Raw genomic sequence first — 21,361 nt, 5'->3', positions numbered from 1 at the left:
GCGATTGCCGGACCAGTTAGGGACGAACGTGAGCAGGATCGCTTTGCGCGCAGGAGCGTCACGACTGTTTTTCTTTGCGCTCGCGGTCGCGGGTGCGCTGGCGCGACCCGCCGCGGCCGTCGAGCCGGCGACGGAAATATCCGCGCTGTCGGCCCGAATTGAGGCGCTTTCCGATCGCTCCCGTCTGCTCTTCGATCTTACGGGTCTGCCACCGGTGACGGCCTATCCGGTGGCGAATCCGCCGCGCATCATCGTCGATCTGCCCCAGGTGCTCTTTCGCATGGAGGCGAACGCTGGCCTGGCTCCAGGAGATAAGCTAATAAAATCATACCGTTACGGCATATTCGCGCCGGGTCGCTCGCGCGTCGTGATCGATCTCACGGGCCCAGCCAAAATTCTCAAGGCGGACAGCGAGCCGACGGCGGGCGGACCGCGGCTGGTCATTGAACTCGCGCCGACCAGCGCCGCTTATTTCGCCGTCACCGCCGCCGAACAGGCCCGCCGCCAGCCTGCCGACCCGCCACCGGCTCAGCCGCTACAGGCGGCCAAGCCGCCATCGGACAAGCCCACGGACCGGCCTGTGGTGGTCATCGATCCCGGCCATGGCGGGCTCGACATGGGCGCAACCGGCAAGCACGGCGAGCTTGAAAAGGATGTCGTGCTCGAGTTCGCGCGCGCTCTTCGGCAGAAAATCGACGAGGGCGGCCAAGCCCGCGTCCTGTTGACCAGGGACCACGACATGTTCCTGCCGCTCGCCGAGCGAGTGCGAATTGCCCGTGAAAACAATGCTTCGCTGTTTGTCTCGATTCACGCCGACACGCTCGCCGCCGCCCATGTCGAAGGCGCGACCGTCTACACCGTCTCGGAGCGCGCGTCGGACGCCGAAGCGGCGCGAATGGCGGAGAAGGAAAATCTCGCCGATCAGGCCGCCGGTCTCGAGAGCAAGGCGGACGCCGAACAGGTTGGCGACATATTGTTCGAACTGACGCGGCGAGAAACTCGCTCCTACAGCCGGCAGTTTTCGCATTCGCTGATCTCCTTTTGGAAGGAAGTCGGCGCGCTCAATAAAAATCCCAGCCGATCCGCAGGCTTCGTTGTTCTCAAAGCCTTTGACGTTCCTTCTGTCCTGCTCGAACTCGGATATCTCTCGAGCGACAAAGATCTCGCCCGGCTGACCTCCCAGGAATGGCGCGAGCGCGCGGCGCAGAAAGCCGCCGCAGCTGTAGACGCCTTTATCAGCGGGCGCAGCCGAGAGGCGCGAGCGCCCGCCGATGGCCCTTCAGGCGCGGCGCGCCCACAATAAAACACAAAATTACGGCACATCGAGACGATCGCGACGCACGACCGCCCGGGCGTCGCAGACGCTGAACGAAGTGAAACGTGGACCCGCGCCACATATTTGCGGAAACGCTTCCGGCGTTGTTCGCATACAACGGGCTGGCGACCCGACGCCGGAACGCGCCGGAAGGCGGAACGATCCAAAGGGGCGTGTTGGAGAAGGCGACGCAAAACGCGCGATCGCTCACTATATCTGAGCCGGACGAACCGGCTGCGCGCCGGCCGGGCCGTTCCCCGGCGTCGCGACGCGGTAATCGACATTGGAAACACTAGCCGACGCCCGGCGTCGGCCGCTCTAAGGGTGATATTTCATGCGAATGCTCGCACGGTTTTTGGGCTTCGTCTTCGCGACGTCGACGATCGTATTCCTTATCGGGGCGATCGCCGCGGCCGGGTTGATCTACTACTTCTCCAAGGACCTGCCGGACACTGAGCAGCTGCGCAACTACGAGCCGCCGGTGACGACAAGGCTTCATGCCGGCGATGGCTCGATCCTCGCCGAATATTCGCACGAACGCCGCCTGTTCCTGCCGGGCTCGGCCATTCCGCAATTGGTGAAGCAGGCGTTCATCTCCGCCGAAGACAAAAATTTCTACAACCACATCGGCGTCGACCCGGAAGGCGTGATGCGCGCCGTGACCGTGCTCGCTCAGGGGGGCCGCCATGTGCAGGGCGCATCGACCATTACGCAGCAGGTCGCCAAAAACTTCCTTGTCGGCAACGAACGTTCGATCGAGCGCAAGATTCGCGAGGCGCTCGTCGCCTTCCGAATCGAAGCGGCCTATCCCAAGGACAAGATTCTCGAACTTTATTTGAACGAAATCTATCTCGGGCTTGGAAACTATGGCGTCGCCGCCGCTGCACTCAATTATTTCAACAAATCGGTCAATGAGCTCACGCTTGCCGAGGTGGCTTACCTCGCAGCGCTTCCCAAAGCGCCGAGCAATTATCATCCGTTTCAGAACCGCGAGCGCGCCCTTGAACGCCGCAACTACGTCATCGATCGCCTGATCGCCGACGGTTATGTGACAGCCGAAGAAGGCGCCAAGGCGAAGGCCGAGCCGCTTGGCGTCAACCCCCGCGTTCTTTCGCCCAACACCTATGTCGCCGGCTATTTCGCTGAAGAAGTGCGCCGCCAGCTGTTGGAGCAATACAGCGAGAAGAAGCTCTACGAGGGCGGCCTGTCGGTGCGCACCACGCTCGATCCCAAGATGCAGGCCTGGACGCGGAAGGCCTTGGCCGACGGCCTCGTGCGTTTCGACGAAGCGCATGGCTTCCGCGGCGCGATGAACCACATCGACATCTCGTCCGACTGGGGCGTGACGCTCGCCGCGATTCCGGCGCTTGGCGACGTCAAGCCTTGGCGCCTTGCCGTCGTACTCGACGTGACCGGCGATACGGCGCGCATCGGCCTTCAGCCGGGACGCGAAAAATCCGGCGAAGTAGCGCGCGAACGCGAGACGGGCGTTTTGACTGCGGAAGGGATGCGCTGGGCCGGCCGCAGTCCGCGCTCGGCCTTTAGCGCCGGCGACGTGATTTATGTCGAGCCGCTCGCCGGACGCGCCGGCCAATATCGGCTGCGGCAGATTCCCGACATTTCCGGCGCGATGGTGGCGATGGATCCGCATACGGGTCGCGTCTTCTCGATGGTCGGCGGCTTTTCCTTCGACCAGTCGGCGTTCAATCGCGCGACGCAGGCGCTGCGCCAGCCCGGCTCCTCGTTCAAGCCGTTCGTCTATGCGACGGCGCTCGACAACGGCTATACGCCCTCGTCGTCGATTCTCGACGAGCCGATTTCCATCCAGCAGGCGGACGGCACTTATTGGACGCCGGAGAATTTCGAAGGCGGCCACGGCACCGGCGCGCATCCGCTGCGCTATGGAATCGAGCATTCCAAGAACATGATGACGGTGCGTCTGGCGAAAGACGTCGGCATGCCGCTTGTCGCCGAATACGCCAAGCGCTTCGGCGTTTACGACGAAATGACGCCCTATCTGTCGATGGCGCTCGGCGCCGGCGAAACGACGCTTTTGCGCATGGTCACCGGCTATTCGATGCTGGCGAACGGCGGCAAGCGCATCAAGCCGACGCTGATCGACCGCATTCAGGATCGCTGGGGCAAGACGCTCTACCGCCATGACGAGCGCCAATGCATCGGCTGCGATGCGGGCAGATGGGAAAGCCAGCTCGAACCGAAGCTCATCGACAAGCGCGAGCAGGTGCTCGATCCGCTGACCGCCTATCAGATCACCTCGATCATGGAAGGCGTGATCCAGCGCGGCACCGGCGTCTCGATCAGGGCGGTCGGCAAGCATCTCGCCGGCAAGACCGGCACGACCAACGAAGCCAAAGATCTTTGGTTCGTGGGCTTCTCTCCTGACCTCGCGGTCGGCGTCTTCATCGGCTACGACCGCCCGCGCTCGCTTGGCAGCCATGCGCAGGCCGCGCAGTTCGCCGCGCCGATCTTCCGCGACTTCATGACGGTCGCGCTAAAGGACAAGCCGGATACGCCATTCCGCGTGCCGCCGGGGATCAAGCTCATTTCCGTCGACGTGCACTCCGGGCTTCGTTCGTCGGGAGCGGGCACGATCCTCGAAGCGTTCAAGCCGGGAACTGCGCCGCCTGACGCCTATTCGGCCGGCGGCGGCCCGCGTCAGCTCGATACGCCGCATGACGTGGATCAGCAGGTCGGCAGCGGCACCGGCGGACTTTATTAGATCGAGATGAGATCGAACGCGGCGGCCGGAGACTTTAGTCTCTCCGGCCGCCGGCCTATATGCTCGAAGCGATGACCCTTGACGCCGAAATAAACTCGCGCGCGACGCTGGAGACCGCGGCTGGCGTCGCGACCCTGACGCTGAACAGCTCCGCCTCGCGCAACGCTTTGTCTGTCGCGATGATTGAGGCTCTGTCGGGCAGGCTCGATGCGATCGCCGGCCGCGACGACATTCGCGTCGTCGTGCTGCAGGCGGAAGGGCCGGCCTTTTGCGCCGGCCACGACCTCAAGGAGCTGACGGCGCATCGCAACGATCCCGACCGTGGCCGCGCCTTCTTTGCGGAGACGATGCGCGCCTGCGCGGCGCTGATGCAGAAGATCGTCGAACTGCCTCAGCCGGTCGTCGCGGCTGTCGACGAGATGGCGACAGCCGCCGGCTGCCAACTTGTCGCAAGCTGCGATCTTGCCGTCGCCGGGCCGCGGGCGCGCTTCTGCACGCCGGGCGTCGACATCGGCCTTTTCTGTTCGACGCCGGCTGTGGCCGTTTCGCGGAGCATCGCGCCTAAGCACGCGATGGAGATGTTGCTGACCGGCGTTCCCATCGGGGCCGAAGCGGCGCTGCGCATAGGCCTCGTCAACCGCATCTCGGCCGATGGCGCGCGGACCGGCGCGCTGGCGCTGGCGCAACTCATCGCGCGCAAATCCCCGCAAGCGATCCGCTTTGGCAAGAAGGCGTTCCACGAGCAGCGCGAAAAGCCGCTATCGGAAGCCTATGCGCTGGCGAGCGCGGTGATGGTCGAGAACATGCTGGCGGCAGACGCTAAGGAGGGGATCGGCGCCTTCCTGGAGAAGCGCTCCCCCACATGGGCGGAAAGTTGAAGCATCTCCCGGCGGCGCCCGCCGATCGCGCGCATGTAATGAATCAGCGGTTCGGCGGCGATGCGGTTGTGACCGCAAATGAGCGATGACATGATTATGGGCCAGTTCGCACTGATCGCCGCAGCCATATTCTCTGGCGCGGCGCTCTACATCATTGTCGCCGAGCAACCGGCGCGACTGGAACTCAACGACGAGAGTCTGCTGAGACAATGGAAGCCCGCCTATAAGCGCGGCTTCGCCATGCAAGCGCCGATCGCGTTGCTTGGAGGCGTTTTCGGCGCCGTGGCATGGTGGCAAACAGGCCAATGGCTCTGGCTTTTAGGCGCCGCGCTCATAGTCGCCAACTGGCCTTATACGCTCCTGAAAATCATGCCCGTCAACGAGCGGCTCATGGCGATTGATCCAATCGAAGCTGGGCCGGAAAGCCGCAAGCTGATCAAGAGCTGGGCGCGGCTACATTCGGTGCGCGCCGCCCTCGGCTGCGCTGCAACTCTGGTCTTCCTTTGGGCCTCTCTCAGCTAACTGGACGAGGCGCTGGACGTTGGTTCACTCATAATGACTCACCGCGCGTTTTTTTGAGCGCGCATTTTAGGGGAGTCTAGAAATGTCCAGATTGCAAAACCGCGCACTGCATCTGGCGCTGCTCCTGGCGCTCGCCATCGCCTTCACGCTCGCCGCTTTTCCGGCTCGCGCAGGCTGACGAGGCAGATCTGGCTGTGCATCGATTGAGCGCTTCTATTCGCCGAGGTAGCGCAGCGCCGCGGCGGCGGCGAATGGGCAGAGCGCGAGCGCCGCGAGCGTGATCGCGCAGAGAATCGCAAAGGGCGCGTCGAAAGGCACCGTCCCGCCGCTCGCCGCCTCCGCGGCGGAGACGCCGAAGATCAGCACCGGGATCGTCAGCGGCAGCACGAGCAGCGCCATCAGCAGGCCGCCGCGCCGCACCGTGACGGTCGCCGCCGCGCCGATCGCGCCGATCAAAGTGAGAGCGGGCGTGCCGACAAGAAGAGTCGCGACGACGCCTAAAAGCGCCATCGTCTCCTGTTGCAGCATGAGGCCGAGAAACGGCGCGGCGACAACGAGCGGCAGGCCGGTCGCCGCCCAATGCGCGGCGCATTTGACCAGCACCGCCAGTTCGAGCGGCGTCTCGGCGAGATGGAAGAGATCGAGCGAACCATCTTCGGCGTCGGCCTGAAACAGGCGATCGAGACAGAGCAGCGTCGCCAGCAGCGCCGCGATCCACAGGATCGCCGGTCCGATGCGGGCGAGGAGATTGGGGTCTGGCCCGACGGCGAAGGGCACGATCGCGACGAGCGTCAGGAAGAACACGACGCCCATCGCGCCGGAGCCGCCGATACGGCGCGCGACGCGCCATTCGCGCAGGAAAAGCGCGGCGAGCGGAGAACTCAATCTAGACTCCATGCTCTTACGGCATTCGAGCCAATTCCCCGGCCCCTTGCCTCTCCTCGCCCCGCTCTCGCGGGGAGAGGGGGCGGCAAGCGCGGCGCCGATGACCCCTCTCCCCGCTGGCGGCGAGAGGTAAGGTGAAGGGCGAGGGCAAGGAGCCGCGGAGAGCAACGCAGCATTATCCCGCGCTCCCTAGAGCCAATTCCTTCGCCTCTTCCAGTCCCAACGGCTCATGGGTCGCGGCGACGATCAGCCCGCCCTGCGCGCAATGTTCGCGCATGGCGGCGGCGAATTTATCGCGCGAAGCCCGATCCAACGCGGTCAGCGGCTCGTCGAGCAGCCATAGCGGCCGGAAGGCGACAAGGAGGCGCGCGAGCGCGGCGCGCCGTTTCTGACCCGCCGAGAGCACGCCGAGTGGCGCGCTAACGACATGGCTAAGGCCCACGACCCCGAGCGCGGCCTCGACCGTGCGGTTGCGCTGGTCGGGCGTTTGAGCGAGATAGGCCGACCAGAAATCGAGGTTCTCTTCGACGGTTAGCGCGGCCTTCATTCCATCGCTATGCGCAAGATAATGCGCCTGCTGCGGCAGCTCGGCCTCGGGCGGCCCGCCGGCAAGCCCAACCGAGCCCCCGGCGCGCGGCAGGAGTCCCGCCAGCGCCCGCAGGAGCGTTGATTTTCCGGCGCCGTTGGGCCCCGTAACGACCAGCGCCCGACCCGAGGAAAGCGAAAAGCTTAAGCGATCGAGAACCATGCGCCCGCCGCGCGACACGCTGAGATTCTCGACGCAAAGACGCATTGCGCCATCGACGGGCGGCTGAGCGGGTTGAGCGACATCGCGCGACATGCGCTTGGGGCATAGAGCTTTGCGATCGAATGCGCCAGCCTCCGCCCGGCGCCCGCCGTCCAGCGCAGAGCTTCGAACTCAAGTTAATTTCAGCTCTCTTTCAGCCGTCATGCCCGGCCTTGTGCGGGGCATCCACGCCGGTACATTGCGAAACGCATCGCGCTGAGACGGTATGTTCGGCTCATGTTCTCACATTTGCCTCGTGCCATCGCGTGGATGGTCGCGACAAGCGCGGCCATGACGCGGAAGATGACCCCTCGTTAACCTGGATTCGAAGCCCTGCCGGCCAACTGCCGCCGCTGGCGCAGACGGGGCGGGAATGATAAGCAGCCGGATCAATGCTTGGGCGCTCAGAGCCCGAGTTCTTCGCTCATCGCGCGCGGCGCGCCCGTGATTCAGGGACTGCGGAATAAGTGACGAAGCATAAGAGCCTAGAGGATTACGCGGCAAGGCGGTTCCGTTTCGCTGGCAACGCTTTGCTGGAGTTCAGCGATCCGTTCTTCGCCCAGATCGACAAGCTGCGGGCCGAATTCGAGGCGCAGGGCAAGCATTTCGTCAGCTTCGCCAATTACGACTATCTCGGCCTCGCGAATCACCCTCGCATTCGCGAGGAGGCGAAGCGCGAGATCGACGGCCTCGGCATCGGCGCGCTGGCCTCGCGGCTTGTCGGCGGCGAGCGCACGACGCATCGGCCGTTCGAGGCCGAGATCGCCGAATTCCTCGGCATGGAAAGCGCGCTGACGCTGGTCTCGGGCTATCTCTCCAATGTCACGACGATCGCCTGGCTGATGAGCGGCAAGCGCGACGCGATCTTCATCGATGAACTCGCCCATAACAGCATCGTCGCCGGCGCCGACGGCGCGCCGGCGCAGGTCGTCAAGTTCCGCCACAACGACTTCGATCATCTCGACCATCTGCTGGCGCGCCATCGCCAGGAATACCGCAACGTCCTCATCGTCGTGGAAGGCGTCTACAGCATGGACGGCGATACCGCCGACCTGCCGCGCCTGCTCGCGATCAAGGACAAATATCAGGTCTGGCTCTTGGTCGACGAAGCGCATTCGCTCGGCGTCTTGGGCGCGACAGGCCGCGGCCTCGCCGAACATCAGGGCGTCGATCCGGCGCGCATCGACCTCATCGTCGGCACCATGTCGAAGACTCTCGCCTCCTGCGGCGGCTATGTCTGCGGGAAGAAGCAGGTCATCGACTGGTTCCGCTATACGCTGCCCGGCTTCGTTTACAGCGTCGGCCTGTCGCCGGTCATTCTCGCCGCGGCCCGCACCGCGCTGCGGCTGATGCAGGAAGAGACCTGGCGCGTCGCCAAGCTCGCGGGCAACGCCGAACTCTTCCGAACCGTGGCGCATGAGGCGGGCTTCTCCACCGGGCCGGCGATCGGCCGCGGCGTCGTGCCGATCCTGTTCTCGAGCGACGTCGAGACGATGTGGGCGTCGCGGCATCTGCTGGAGAACGGCTATTACGTGCCGCCGGTGGTGCGCATCGGCGTGCCGAAGGATGGGCCAAGATTGCGCTTCTTCTTCTCCGCCAATCACAACGAAGCGGAGATCCGCGGCGTCATCCAGACGCTGCGCGACATGCCGCCGGTGACGGACGAGGCGCATCAGATCGTCGCCGCAGCGATGGCGGGCGGCTAGCGTGCTTTCAGACCAGACGGAATCGTCTGATCGATAAGAAATCGCGCCAAATTTTTAAGCTAGAGCAAGTTCTAATCGAAAAAGTCTGTAAACTTTTTCGGAACTTGCTCTAGGCGTCCGCCTCCCGCGTCACTTTGACGCTTTCGATTAAGGCCCCGCGGCCGCTAGGACTTGCATATGGCGCGGATCGAGATTCTTCCGGTCGATGGCCCCCTGCGCTTCGCGACCTTCTGCAGGCTGCCGCGGCTGCTCTACGCCGGCGCGCAAGGCTTTGCGCCGCCGCTCGACGTTGAGCGATGGAGCGTCTTCGCGCATAAGCTCAACCCGCATTACAAGCTCGTCGAGGAGCAAAAGTTTCTTGCCCGCCGCGATGGCCAATGGGTCGGGCGGATCATGGCGCAGGTCTATAAGCCCGAGATCACGCCGGTCGGCGCCTCTAATGCGCAATTCGGCGCGCTCGACGCCGTCGACGATATCGAGGTCGTGCGCGCGCTGACGCAAGCCGCTGAGGATTGGTTACGCGCCAGGGGCGCGGAGCGGATCAACGGCCCCTTCTCGCCGTCGGTCAACAAGGAGTGTGGTCTGCTCGTCGAGGGCTTTGACGCTACGCCGATGTTTTTCATGCCCTGGCATCCGCCCTATCTCTCGCGCCATATCGAGGCGCTGGGCTATGAGAAGGCGCAAGACCTCCTCTCCTATCGCTTCGAAATTTCGAGCGCGGACATCGACCAGCCGGCGCGCATTTCGACGCGCCGCGAATGGCGCAATCGCCTGAAGCTCAGGCCGTTGAACATGAAGGCCTTGAAGAAGGGCGAAACCGCGCTGATGGCGGAACTGTTCAACGATGGCTGGAGCGGCAATTGGGGCTTCGTGCCTTTCACCAAGGAAGAATTCGATTCCGACGCCGACGCGCTGCAATTTCTGGTGACCGAGGATTTCGGCATCGTCGTCGAACTCGACGGCGTGCCGCAGTCCTTCGCCGTCGCGCTTCCCAATCTCAACGAGATTCTCGCCGATCTCGACGGCCGCCTGCTGCCCTTCGGCTGGCTGCGCGCATTTAGGCGATACCGCTCGCATCAGTTCAAGTCGGCGCGGCTGCTGTTGCTCGGGACGCGAAAGACGCTGCAAAAAAGCGCGACCGGCGGCGCGATTTTCCTCGCGCTGATCGAGGAGATGCGGCGACGCTATGCAAAGTTCGCCGTTCCGCATCTTGAAGCCGGCTGGGTGTTGGAGAGCAACGCCGACATGCGCCGGCCGATTGAAATGTTCGGCGGCAAGGTCGACAAGATTCATCGCATCTATGAAAAGCGCCTCGCTGTCGGCGGCGGCGGCGAGGCCATGCGCACAGGCGACGGCGTCAGGGCGACTCAGCTACAGGAAGCAACGTCATGAACGGCATATCGGTCACGGCCAATGGCGCCGACCGCTCGCATGTCGAGCGGCGCAAGCTGATTCTGGAAAAATATCCGCAGGTGCGCGAGCTGTTCGGCAAGGATCCCATGACGTTCAAGATCACGGCGGCGATTTTCGCCGGTCAGCTTGTTATCGCCGCGATCTTAGGTTCGCTCGGCCTCTCCTATTGGTGGCTGTCGCTCGTGATGGCGATCTGCGTCGGCGCCTTCGCCAATCACGCCAATTTCGTCATCATCCACGACGCGATCCACAATTGCGTCTTCGACAGCCCGCTCGCCAATAAATGCACGGCGATCCTCGCCGATCTCCCCAACGCCTTTCCGACGGCGATGGGCTTTCGCTGCTACCACATCAAGCATCATTCGCATCTGTCCGCTTACGACTACGACGCCGACATTCCGAGCCGCTGGGAAGTCGAATGGGTGGGCAATAGCGCTTGGCGCAAGGCGGTGTGGATTTTCTTCTTTCCCGTCATTCAGCTCGCGCGCCTATCGCGGCTGAAAGGCACGGTGCCGATCTGGGGAACCTGGACCTATGTCAATATCGCCGTGATCGCCCTTTTCGATCTCTTCGTGCTGTTGGCGTTTGGGCCGAACGCCCTGCTCTATCTGTTCTTCTCCTTCTGGTTCTCGGTCGGCGGCCTGCATCCTTTAAGCGCGCGCTGGCTGCAGGAACATTTCGCCTTCGGCCCCGATCAGGGAACGTTCGACTATTACGGCCCGCTGAACACGCTCGCGCTCAACATCGGCTACCACAACGAGCATCATGATTTTCACGAGATTCCGTGGAACCGTTTGCCGGAACTGAAAGCGATGGCGCCGGAGTTTTATGACGATCTGCGCTGCCATCGCTCCTGGACGGCGCTGCTCGTCACATTCATCTTTGATCCGACCTATTCGCTGGGAACGCGGTCGGAAAATGTGACGCAGGCCGCGCGCGACGCGCAAGCCATGTCGCCGGCGGAGTAAGCCATGACGCAGGACGCAAGAACACAAGCGCTCGACGCTTCGCCCCGTCTCTTTGAAAGCGATCTTCTCGACAAGCTGTCGCGCGTGCATCATCTGACGCCTGTGATCGTCTACTGTCCGATCATTCTCGGCCTGTTGGTCTATTCCCTCACGCTCAATGGTCCGGCGCTCGTCTTGCTGGGCGTCGCCATCGGCTACATCGGCTGGACGCTCACTGAATATTTCGGCCACCGCTATCTCTTTCACACCGTGTTCGCGCTGCCTTTCGAGCTTGGGCCACGCTTTCAGTTTCTTATCCACGGCGTGCATCACATCTATCCCAACGACCCGTTGCGGCTGGTCATGCCGCCGCTACTCTCGGGTCCGATCATGCTGATCGCGCTCGTCTGCGCCCGCCTGATTTTTGGCGCGACATTCGCGTGGCCGGTGCTCGCCGGCTTCATCAGTGGCTATGTGATCTATGACTGCGTGCATTACTGGACCCATCACGGCCAGCCGAAAACGGAGTTCGGCCGCTTAGTGAAGCGCCTGCATATGCTGCATCATTTCCGCGACGCCGAGAAAGGCTTCGGCGTTCACGCGATCTGGTGGGACTACGTATTCGGCACGGCCTATCGCAAGGACGACACGCCGGGAACAAGGGCGGTGTAGCAGCGCCCCTACCTCCCCCTTGCGGGGAGATCGATCGCCGCAGGCGATCGGGAGGGGGTAATGGAAAACTCACCCCACCCGGCTTGCTTCGCAAGCCGCCCTCCCCGTCGAGGGGAGGGAAAACGCCCCTATCTGCGACAATCGCTGAATTTCACCCCTGCCCCGTCCGCGTAAACCACTCGTCCTCGGTGATCACCTCGATCCCGAACTCCGCGGCTTTCTTGAGCTTCGATCCCGCCCCGGGACCGGCGACGACGAGATCGGTCTTCTTCGACACCGACCCCGCGACATGCGCGCCGAATCGTTCGGCCTGCGCCTTGGCTTCGTCGCGCGTCAGGCGTTCGAGCGCGCCGGTGAAGACTACCGTCTTGCCGGCGACGGGCGATGTGGACGCCACCGCCGGCATCGGCTCCAGCGTGACTAGTTTCAGAAGCGCGTCGAGCTCGCGCTCATTGTGCAGTTCGGCGAAAAAATCGTGCAACGCCTCGGCGACGACCGGACCGACGCCGTCGATGCAATCGATGCGGGCGCGCGCCTCGCTGCCCAGCACCGCGGCGCTCGCCGTCTCGCGCAGTGATTCGAAATCGCCGAAATGTCGCGCGAGGCGGCGCGCATTGGTTTCCCCGACGTGCCGCACGCCTAGCGCATAGATGAAGCGATTGACCGGAATTCTTCGGCGCGCCTCGATCGCCGCAAAGAGATTGCGCACAGAAGTTTCGCCATAGCCCTCGCGCTCGGCGAGCCGCGGCGACATATGCGCTTCGCGCTCGGCCAGCGTGAAAATATCGGAAGCGGTCTTGACCATCCCTTCGTCGTAGAAAAATTCGATCTGCTTGTCGCCAAGGCCCTCTATGTCCATGGCGTTGCGCGAAGCGAAATGTTTTAGGCGCTCGATCGCCTGCGCCGGACAGACGAGCGATCCGGTACACCGGCGCACGACATCCGCTTCGCCGGTCTTCGCGTCGATCTCGCGTAGCGCCGCCGAACCGCAGCGGGGGCAGACATGCGGAAATTCGTAGGGCTTCGCGCCATGCGGACGCTTATCCGTCACGACCTCGACGATTTGGGGAATGACGTCGCCCGCTCGCTGCACGACGACGGTATCGCCAATACGAATATCCTTGCGTGCGATCTCGTCTTCATTGTGCAGCGTGGCGTTCTGCACGACGACGCCGCCGACGGTGACAGGCTCCAGCCTCGCAACCGGCGTCAGCGCGCCCGTGCGACCGACTTGAATCTCGATGTCGCGCAAAACTGTCGTGGCGCGCTCGGCAGGGAACTTGCGCGCGACGGCCCAGCGGGGGGCGCGCGAGACGAATCCGAGCCGCTCCTGCAGCGCGATGTCGTTCACCTTGTAAACGACGCCGTCGATGTCATAGCCGAGCGTCGCGCGTTGCGTCTCGATCGCGCGGTAATGCGCCAGCATGTCTTCGGCGTCCTCGCAGAGCATCGTCAAAGGATTGACCGGCAGCCCGTAACGGCGCAGCGCCTCAAGCACGCCCAGTTGTGTATTCGCGGGCAGCGCGCTTGTCTCGCCCCAGCCATAGGCGAAGAAATGCAGCGGCCTTGCAGCTGTGATCTTTGGATCGAGCTGCCGCAGAGAGCCGGCGGCGGCGTTGCGCGGATTGGCGAAGAGCGTTTTGCCAGCCTCCTTTTGGCGGGCATTGAGCGCGGCGAAATCCTTATGCGTCATATAGACTTCGCCGCGCACCTCAAACACGTCGGCATGATCCCCACGCAGAAGCTGCGGGATTTCCTCGACTGTTCGGATATTGGCGGTGACGTCTTCACCTTCATAGCCATCGCCGCGCGTCGCCGCCTGCACGAGACGGCCCCTCTCGTAGCGCAGCGAACAGGACAGCCCGTCGATCTTCGGCTCAAAAGTGAAGCGCAGCGCGCCGTCGCGCAGACCGAGAAAGCGGCGCACACGCGCGACAAAATCGTGGACTTCCTCGTCGCTGAAGACGTTGCCGAGCGAGAGCATCGGCACGGCGTGCTTCACCTTGGCGAATTTTTCGCTCGGGCGCGCGCCGACTTTCTTCGTCAGCGACTCCGCGGTCGCGAGGTCTGGAAAAGCTCTCTCCAACGCCTCGTAACGCAGACGCAGCGCGTCATATTCGGCGTCGGAGACGGTCGGCGCGTCGTCCTGATAATAGCGACGGTCATGCGCCGTTATTTCTTCATGCAGACGCGCATGTTCGGCGCGCGCTTCGAGCGGCGTCAATTCCTCGATGGAAGCAGGATGGGCGTGAGAAGGCTTTTTGGTCATGCGGCGAAACGGTTCGATGCGTCATGCAATTTCGGCTTGAACTGCTCGGGCGTCATTCCCGACGCGCGCAACGCGCGCGATCGGGAATCCAGAGCAACACCAGCGTTCCTGGATCGGCTCTGGATTCCCGGTCAGGCCTTCGGCCTGCCGGGAATGACAAGCCCAGCGAACAGATCAACGGGAATTTCATATCACTCGAAGCAAGGTTTCTAAACGTGCAGCTCCTCGAATTCTTCGCTCGCACTGACGGCGAAGTCGAAGCGTCACGCTCGAACCCCAGTCATTGGGCAGCGCCGCGACTACGCCGCTTCCGGTGCGGCCCCGACGAGGCGGCGGGCGTCCCGGGCGCTGATCGGGCGCCCGAAAGCATAGCCCTGCGCGTAGCCGCAGCCGAGCTGATAAAGCTCGATCGCGTCCCGCTCGGTCTCCGCGCCTTCGGCGACGACATCTAGGCCGAGATCCTGCGCCAGGGCGATGATCGAGCGCAGAATGATCGGGCGAGCGCCTTTGCCGGACTGCTTGATGAAGGACCGGTCGATCTTGACCGTGTCGAACGGCAAGCGCTGCAGATAGGCGAGCGACGAGTAGCCGGTGCCGAAATCGTCGAGCGCAAGACCCGCGCCGAGCTCCTTGATGCGCGTCAGCATCTGCGCCGCATATTCGGGATTCTCCATCACCAGGCTCTCGGTCAGTTCGAGCTTGAGGCTGCCTTTGGCGATATCGTTGCGCATCAGCACGCTCTTTACGTCGCGCAGAAGGTCGTGCCGCAAAAGCTGGCGCGACGAGAGATTGACGGAAGCGAAGATCGGCGGATCGACCGCAAGCGCGCGTTGCCAGGCCGCGAGTTCGCGCGCCGTGCGCTCCAGCGCGAGAAGCCCGAGATCGATGATCAGGCCCGTCTGCTCGGCGATGGGAATGAATTCGGAAGGCTCGAGCCGACCAAGGCGCGGGTGATCCCATCGCAGCAGCGCCTCGAAACCGGCGATGGTGCGGTCCTCGAGCCGGACAATCGGCTGGAAGAAAACCTTGATCTCGCTGCGCTCCAACGCCCGCCGCATATCGGCTTCAAGCGTCACGCGGTCCGAACGCTGCGCGCGCATGGCCGGGCGGAACACTTCGATGCGGTTGCCGCCCGAGCGTTTGGCGTGGCGCATCGCGATTTCAGCGTCCTCCAGCATTTCGGCGGCGCCGGGATGGGTCTGCGGGTCGTAGAGCGCGATGCCGATCGAGGCGAACAGTGCGATCTCGCGATCCGTGAAGCGCACCGGGGTCGATAGCGCGCGGCGCACCGAATCGGCGATCGAGATGACGTGGTCCACGTGCGTCTCGGAAACCAAAATGATGGCGAACGCGTCGCCGGACAGCCGCGCCAGCGTATCTTGAGGCTGCAGCAGCCTCGTGAGGCGATGCGCGACGGTCAAGAGAATGCTGTCGCCCATGGCCATGCCGACCTGCTCATTGATCTGTTTGAAGCGGTCGATATCGATCACGAGGATTGTCGGGCGCACGTCCTTTTCCATGCGCGCGAGAATCAGCGCGGCGTCCAGACGGTCGAAGAACAATTCACGGTTCGGCAGCCCCGTGAGATTGTCGTGCACGGCGTCGTGCAGCAGCCGCTCCTGAGCGTTGCGTTCGTCGGTCACGTCATTGAGCGTGCCGACAACCCGGATCACCTCGCCGTCGGGGCCGACCACAGGTCGCGCCCGCAGCCGGTAGCTGAGATAGTGGCTGTCAGCCGCGCGTAGGCGAAAAACTTGGTTAATGCGTCCGCGCCGCTGCTCGAGGATGGCGTCGAGACAGGCGCGATAGCGGTCCTGCTCAAAGGGATGCAGCAGGTCGAGCCATGAGGAGGCGGCGCCTTCAAGCCCGCCGCGGTCGAGTCCGAGCGCCGCTTCCGCTTCCGGACTGACATAGATGTGGTCGGACGGGACGTCCCAATCGAACACGATCTCATTGGCGCCGGTCAGCGCGAGGGCCTTGCGCTCGACGTCGCTGATCGCGCCATGCGACAGCCCGCCGGCGGCGAAGGCGTTTTGCATCACCGTGAAGCCGATCAGCATCACGATGAGCACGAGACCCCCAACGAGCGCGGGAGACACGAGGTCGTTGGTGATCCAGCCGGCGACCGCAAATCCGGCTGTCGCCACCCAGACGGCCAGCAGGAACCATGTCGGTATCAACATGATGGCGCGATCGAACCCATGCGTCGCGAGGTAGAGAATCAACACGAAGCCGACGACGGCGACCGTCGCGAGCGAGATGCGCGCAACGCCGGCCGCAACCGGCGCGTCGAACACCGCAAGGCCGACGAGGTCCAACAGGATCAAGAGCCACAGCGCCGCGACATGCCAGGCGCGCACATGCCAGCGGTTGAGGTTCAGATAGGCGAAGAGAAAAACGACGAGCGTGGCCGAGAGCACGGTCTCGGCGCCGGCGCGCCAGATGCTGTTGGCGTTGGCGTCGAAGCCGAAAATCTTGTCCCAGAAGCCGAAATCGATGCACACATAGGCCAGGACCGCCCAGGCGAGCGCCGCCGCCGCCGGAAAAATGACCGCGCCCTTCACCACGAAGACAATCGTCAGGAACAACGCGAGCAAGCCAGCGATGCCGATGACGATGCCCTTGTAGAGCGTGAGGCTCGTCACCTTATCCTTATAGGCCGAGGGCTCCCACAAGTAGAGCTGCGGCAAGTTGGGCGTGCGCAGCTCCGCGACATAGGTGACCGTCGTTCCGGGGTCGAGCGTCAGCCGGAAAATGTCAGCGTCCGAGGCGTCCACGGCTTCTGGCGCAAATCCCTGGCTCGCCGTAATCGCCGAGATGCGCGTCGAGCCGAGATCGGGCCAGATGACGCCCGAGCCCTGCAGACGGTAATGGGGCGCGACGATGAGGCGCTCGATCTGCTCGTCCGTGTCGTTGGTCAGCGCGAAAACGATCCAGTTGGGCTGGCTGCCCGCCTCCTTGGCGCCGACCTCGATGCGTCGAACGATGCCGTCCGAGCCAGGCGCGGTCGAAACCTGCAGCCGGTCGCCCTGCGAAGAATGGTTTTCGACCACATTGGTGAGATCGATCGCCCGCGCGCCTTGCGGCACTCTGACGGACTCCATGGCCACGGCCTGAGCGGATGCGACGAGCAAAAAGAGAGCGATCAGATATTTTGTCAGACGCACGAATTCTCTTCTCGAAGCCGCAAGCTCGGAAAACGCGTCTCGCGCCGCCGGGGGCGGGCGCCAAGCGCGTAGGCAGTCATCGCCAGACTCTGATGGGCAAGTGGTAGAGGCTTCCAGCCCTGCCCGCAAGCCGATTCGCCAAGCTTTGCAATAACGGTATGCTCCTTGCGTCGCTGCGCTTCTTGGCCGCGCTTGCGGAGCGCGGACGGCGCCAATATACGCTGCTTGAGAGCCACTGTCGCAATCTACAGGCGTATGGCGGTTTTTTCGCGGTCGGCCACCCACGAAATTCTGGGAAAAACGGGAACGGATTGGATGCGAAGCGCTCTCGGCGGCCCTCGCCTTCTGTTGCGCCGACTCCGCGAAATCAGCGCGGAACCGGTCAGCGCCCAGGCGCGGCTCGACAAGATCGTGGTGCAGATCGCCGCAAATATGGTCGCGGAAGTTTGTTCCGTTTATGTGCTACGCGTCGACCAACGCTTGGAGCTTTACGCCACAGAAGGCCTCAACCGCGAGGCCGTACATCTAACCACGATGCACGCGGGCGAGGGCCTTGTCGGCCTCATCGCGAAGAGCGCCGAACCTCTCGCGCTTTCGGAAGCCCAGGAGCATCCCGCATTCTCCTACAAGCCGGAGACGGGCGAAGAGGCCTATCACTCCTTCCTCGGCGTGCCGATTCTGCGCGGCGGCAACACGCTCGGCGTGCTCGTCGTGCAGAACCAGGTGCGCCGCGTGTATTCGGAAGAAGAGATCGAGGCGCTGCAGACGACCGCCATGCTGCTGGCCGAGCTCATCGCCTCCGGCGAATTGCAGGCGATCGAAGACCCGCGCGATCTTGCGCTCTATCGCCCGGCCTCGCTCAAGGGCGCGCCGATGGCGGAAGGCGTCGGTCTCGGCCATGTGCTGCTGCATGAGCCGCGCGTCGTCATCAAGCAGCTCGTCGCCGAAGACATGCCCACCGAACTCGCCCGGCTCGAACATGCGATCGACGCAATGCGTCAGTCGATCGACGAGCTCGTCGCGCATAGCGACCGCATCGCCGCCGGCGAGCCGCGCGAAATCCTCGAAACTGTGCGCATGGTCGCCTATGACCGCGGCTGGGTGCGCCGGCTACGTGAAGCGGTGATGACCGGCCTTACGGCGGAGGCGGCGGTCGAGCGGGTTCAAAACGACGCGCGCGCGCGCATGCAACGCCAGACCGACCCTTATCTGCGCGACCGCCTGCACGATCTCGACGACATCGCCAATCGACTGCTGCATCAGCTGACGGGTCAGAGCTATGTCGCCGATCGCGACAGCGTGCCGGAAAACGCCATCATCGTCGCGCGAACAATGGGGCCGGCGGCGCTGCTCGACTATGATCGCAGGCGGCTGCGCGGACTTGTGCTGGAGGAAGGCGGGCCGACGAGCCATGTCGCCATTGTCGCGCGGGCGCTCGGCGTCGCCACCGTGGGGCTTGTTCCCGGCCTCATCGACATCGTCGAAACCGGCGATCCAATCATCGTCGACGGCACGACCGGCGAAGTGCATGTTCGCCCGCAGCCCGACGTGCAGAGCGCCTATGCCGAAAAGGCCCGGCTGCGAGCGCGACGGCAGGAGCAATACGCGAAGCTTCGGGACGTGCCGGCGATCACCAAGGACGGCGTCGAGATCACGTTGCATATGAACGCCGGCCTCGCCATCGACATGCCGCATTTGCAGGAGACCGGCGCGCATTCGATCGGACTTTTTCGCACCGAGCTGCAATTCATGCTTGCGCCGCGCTTTCCGCGCATGGACGAGCAATATCGCTTTTACAAAGCCGTGCTCGACGGAGCGCCGGAGAAGGCGATCACGTTCCGCACGCTCGACATCGGCTCCGACAAGATTCTGCCGTATATGGCGAAGATCGAAGAGGAAAACCCGGCGCTCGGCTGGCGCGCGATCCGCATCGGCCTCGACAGGCCGGGCCTGTTGCGCATGCAACTGCGCGCAATGCTGAAGGCGGGCGCGGGTCGCGATCTGCGGATCATGTTTCCGATGATCGCCAATGTCGCCGAATTCGACGCGGCGAAGGCGATCGCGCTGCGCGAGCTCGGTCACATCACGCGCCACCGTCATCCGCCGCCAACCCGGCTGGAGCTCGGCGCCATGGTGGAAGTGCCGTCGCTGCTGTGGGAAATCGATCTCATCGCCGAGCGCGCGGACTTCCTGTCGGTCGGCTCCAACGACCTGGTGCAATACATGTACGCGGCGGATCGAGACAATACGCGCGTTTCGAAACGCTATGACAATCTCTCCCGGCCGGTGCTGCGCGCGCTCGAGCGCATCGTCGCGGCCGGCGTGCGGCACAACGCGCCGGTGACCCTGTGCGGCGAAATGGGCGGCCGCCCGCTCGAGGCGCTGGCGTTGCTCGCCATCGGCTACCGATCGCTGTCAATGGCGGCTTCGGCCATCGGTCCGGTCAAAACAATGATCCTCAATCTCAATCTCGAAGAAGCAGAGGTTTTTCTCGCCTCGCTGCTCGCATCCGATGACGGCAGCGCTTCGGTGCGCGAGCAATTGCGCGATTATGCGATCGCGCGCGGCGTGCCCCTGTAGCGGGCCTCTCTTTCTTCACGCCGTCGCCGTCACTATTTCTCAAAGAAAAAATCATCCCATGTTCGCTCAAGACAAGCTCGACCTCATTCTGCGCCGCTATGACGAGATCGGCGACAAGCTAGCCGTCGGCGCCGACGGACAGGCGTTCGTCGCCCTGTCGCGCGAGCGCGCCGCGCTCGACGAGGTCGTCGACAGGATTCGCGCCTATCGCGCGGCGCAAAAAGAATCCGACGAGGTTTCCGTCATGCTCGCGGACGCCTCGCTCGACGCAGAAATGCGCGCGCTGGCGGAGAGCGAGACGGAGGCGGCGCGCGAACGCCTCACGGCGGCAGAAAGCGCGCTAAAAATGGCGCTGCTCCCCAAGGATGAGGCGGACGAAAAGGGCGTGATTCTTGAAGTCCGCGCCGGCACAGGGGGCGACGAGGCGGCGCTTTTCGCCGGCGATCTCTTCCGCGCCTATCAGAAATATGCGGCGCTCAAGGGCTGGCGCATCGAGATCGTGTCTGAAAGCGCCGGCGCGCTCGGCGGCTTCAAGGAAATCGTCGCCGAAATCGTCGGTCGCGGCGTTTATGGCCGGCTGAAATTCGAGTCGGGCGTGCATCGCGTCCAGCGCGTGCCGGAAACCGAGACGCAGGGCCGCATCCACACGTCGGCGGCGACAGTGGCTGTGCTGCCCCAGGCCGAGGACGTCGACGTCGCCATCGACGACAAGGATTTGCAGATCGATACAATGCGCTCGCAAGGCGCCGGCGGCCAGCATGTCAATAAGACCGAGTCGGCCATCCGCATTACCCATATTCCGTCGGGCATCGTGGTGATGATGCAGGAGGAGCGCTCGCAGCATCGCAACAAGGCCAAGGCGATGAATGTTCTCCGGTCGCGTCTTTACGACGCCGAGCGCCAGCGACTCGACAAGGAACGTTCGGATGACCGCAAGCAGCAGGTTGGCTCAGGCGACCGCTCCGAGCGAATCCGCACGTATAATTTCCCCCAGGGGCGCGTCACCGACCATCGCATCAATCTCACGCTCTATAAGCTCGACCGGGTGATGGAGGGCGAGTTCGATGAAATCATCGACGCGCTGACAACCGACCGTCAGCAAAAACTGCTCGCGCAAACTGAGGCGTAATGGCGCCGCAAGTGGCGTTCCCGACGCGGCCGAAGCGCGCGATCTTGCAACTGTGCGTTAACGTAATCGCAGACGTCAGATCGCGCCCTGTGCGCCGACGCACGACCGTTGCGCCGAACGCTCTCTAGTGCTCAGATTCCTTGAATCCGCTCATATGCGGTGGATTCCGTCGGAGCACTGCTGCGTTTATACACTTGTTCAGCGATTTGCTGAACGAGATAGGTTGATCATGGCGGCTCCACGTCGAGTGATCGAGTTGGCGTTTACGGAGAGCGACCTGGCGGAGTTAATGAGGCTTGCGCGTTCGCGGACAGAACCGGCGAGCCGGGTCGAACGCGCGCGGATGCTCCT

At 63.6% G+C, this 21,361-nt stretch carries 14 protein-coding genes; 10 read left to right on the top strand and 4 right to left on the bottom strand.

The genetic code is table 11. The annotated features are described in order from the left end of the window. Positions 1-28 precede the first annotated feature (28 nt). The 4 genes from QZ964_RS05930 to QZ964_RS05915 all read left to right on the top strand — a co-directional run bounded on the left by QZ964_RS05930 (position 29) and on the right by QZ964_RS05915 (position 5,455). Positions 29-1,303 (top strand): N-acetylmuramoyl-L-alanine amidase, encoded by a 1,275-nt coding sequence (locus QZ964_RS05930; RefSeq protein ID WP_292529878.1) that lies wholly within the window; start codon positions 29-31, stop codon positions 1,301-1,303. Positions 1,304-1,649: 346 nt separating this feature from the next. Then, the gene (locus QZ964_RS05925) at positions 1,650-4,055 is read left to right on the top strand and encodes a penicillin-binding protein 1A (protein WP_292529877.1); all 2,406 of its coding nucleotides are present in this window, start codon (positions 1,650-1,652) and stop codon (positions 4,053-4,055) included. Between the two features lie 71 nt (positions 4,056-4,126). Next, positions 4,127-4,933 (top strand): enoyl-CoA hydratase, encoded by an 807-nt coding sequence (locus QZ964_RS05920; protein WP_292529875.1) that lies wholly within the window; start codon positions 4,127-4,129, stop codon positions 4,931-4,933. A gap of 93 nt (positions 4,934-5,026) precedes the next feature. After that, positions 5,027-5,455, top strand: coding sequence for a DUF1772 domain-containing protein (locus QZ964_RS05915; RefSeq protein ID WP_292529902.1), 429 nt, complete (start codon positions 5,027-5,029; stop codon positions 5,453-5,455). A 213-nt stretch (positions 5,456-5,668) separates the two neighbouring features. Here QZ964_RS05915 and ccmB read toward each other — a convergent pair whose 3' ends face one another. Both ccmB and ccmA read right to left on the bottom strand, forming a co-directional pair. Beyond that, positions 5,669-6,340 (bottom strand): heme exporter protein CcmB, encoded by a 672-nt coding sequence (ccmB, locus tag QZ964_RS05910; protein ID WP_292529872.1) that lies wholly within the window; start codon positions 6,338-6,340, stop codon positions 5,669-5,671. 175 nt (positions 6,341-6,515) lie between these two features. After that, a complete protein-coding gene (gene ccmA / locus QZ964_RS05905; RefSeq protein WP_292529870.1) occupies positions 6,516-7,133 on the bottom strand; it encodes a heme ABC exporter ATP-binding protein CcmA in 618 nt (205 codons plus the stop codon). A 461-nt stretch (positions 7,134-7,594) separates the two neighbouring features. On the opposite strand from ccmA, the gene QZ964_RS05900 reads away from it, so the two are divergent. From QZ964_RS05900 to QZ964_RS05885, 4 genes are all read left to right on the top strand, one after another. Beyond that, entirely contained in the window at positions 7,595-8,833 is a 1,239-nt protein-coding gene (locus QZ964_RS05900; RefSeq protein WP_292529868.1) for an aminotransferase class I/II-fold pyridoxal phosphate-dependent enzyme, read from the top strand. Between the two features lie 177 nt (positions 8,834-9,010). Beyond that, the gene (locus tag QZ964_RS05895) at positions 9,011-10,225 is read left to right on the top strand and encodes a hypothetical protein (protein ID WP_292529866.1); all 1,215 of its coding nucleotides are present in this window, start codon (positions 9,011-9,013) and stop codon (positions 10,223-10,225) included. Further along, positions 10,222-11,214, top strand: a complete 993-nt coding sequence (locus QZ964_RS05890) for a fatty acid desaturase (RefSeq protein WP_292529865.1) — start codon at positions 10,222-10,224, stop codon at positions 11,212-11,214. The genes QZ964_RS05895 and QZ964_RS05890 overlap by 4 nt, the downstream gene beginning before the upstream one ends. Before the next feature lie 3 nt (positions 11,215-11,217). Continuing rightward, a complete protein-coding gene (locus tag QZ964_RS05885; protein ID WP_292529863.1) occupies positions 11,218-11,865 on the top strand; it encodes a sterol desaturase family protein in 648 nt (215 codons plus the stop codon). Between the two features lie 151 nt (positions 11,866-12,016). Here the strand turns inward: QZ964_RS05885 and ligA are convergent, their stop codons facing one another. Further along, positions 12,017-14,134 carry an NAD-dependent DNA ligase LigA gene (gene ligA / locus QZ964_RS05880; RefSeq protein ID WP_292529861.1) on the bottom strand — a complete coding sequence of 706 codons (2,118 nt, stop codon included), beginning with the start codon at positions 14,132-14,134 and terminating at the stop codon, positions 12,017-12,019. Between the two features lie 299 nt (positions 14,135-14,433). Continuing rightward, positions 14,434-17,301 (bottom strand): EAL domain-containing protein, encoded by a 2,868-nt coding sequence (locus QZ964_RS05875; protein WP_292529859.1) that lies wholly within the window; start codon positions 17,299-17,301, stop codon positions 14,434-14,436. A 315-nt stretch (positions 17,302-17,616) separates the two neighbouring features. On the opposite strand from QZ964_RS05875, the gene ptsP reads away from it, so the two are divergent. Then, positions 17,617-19,881, top strand: a complete 2,265-nt coding sequence (gene ptsP / locus QZ964_RS05870) for a phosphoenolpyruvate--protein phosphotransferase (protein WP_292529857.1) — start codon at positions 17,617-17,619, stop codon at positions 19,879-19,881. A gap of 58 nt (positions 19,882-19,939) precedes the next feature. After that, positions 19,940-21,010, top strand: coding sequence for a peptide chain release factor 1 (gene prfA / locus QZ964_RS05865; RefSeq protein ID WP_292529855.1), 1,071 nt, complete (start codon positions 19,940-19,942; stop codon positions 21,008-21,010). Positions 21,011-21,361: the final 351 nt, after the last annotated feature.

Source organism: Methylocystis sp. (assembly GCF_021731785.1).
Classification (GTDB): Bacteria; Pseudomonadota; Alphaproteobacteria; order Rhizobiales; family Beijerinckiaceae; genus Methylocystis.
Note: the sequence above shows the minus strand (reverse complement) of the source record. Positions and strands in the feature narration are given on the sequence as shown.

Excerpts from the sequence above, each read along its gene's own strand:
- QZ964_RS05885 (WP_292529863.1), top strand. The coding sequence starts at position 11,218 with ATGACGCAGGACGCAAGAACACAAGCGCTCGACGCTTCGCCCCGTCTC.
- QZ964_RS05925 (WP_292529877.1), top strand. The coding sequence starts at position 1,650 with ATGCGAATGCTCGCACGGTTTTTGGGCTTCGTCTTCGCGACGTCGACG.
- ccmA (WP_292529870.1), bottom strand. The coding sequence starts at position 7,133 with ATGCGTCTTTGCGTCGAGAATCTCAGCGTGTCGCGCGGCGGGCGCATG.
- QZ964_RS05920 (WP_292529875.1), top strand. The coding sequence starts at position 4,127 with ATGACCCTTGACGCCGAAATAAACTCGCGCGCGACGCTGGAGACCGCG.
- prfA (WP_292529855.1), top strand. The coding sequence starts at position 19,940 with ATGTTCGCTCAAGACAAGCTCGACCTCATTCTGCGCCGCTATGACGAG.
- ptsP (WP_292529857.1), top strand. The coding sequence starts at position 17,617 with ATGCGAAGCGCTCTCGGCGGCCCTCGCCTTCTGTTGCGCCGACTCCGC.
- QZ964_RS05890 (WP_292529865.1), top strand. The coding sequence starts at position 10,222 with ATGAACGGCATATCGGTCACGGCCAATGGCGCCGACCGCTCGCATGTC.
- QZ964_RS05895 (WP_292529866.1), top strand. The coding sequence starts at position 9,011 with ATGGCGCGGATCGAGATTCTTCCGGTCGATGGCCCCCTGCGCTTCGCG.
- ligA (WP_292529861.1), bottom strand. The coding sequence starts at position 14,134 with ATGACCAAAAAGCCTTCTCACGCCCATCCTGCTTCCATCGAGGAATTG.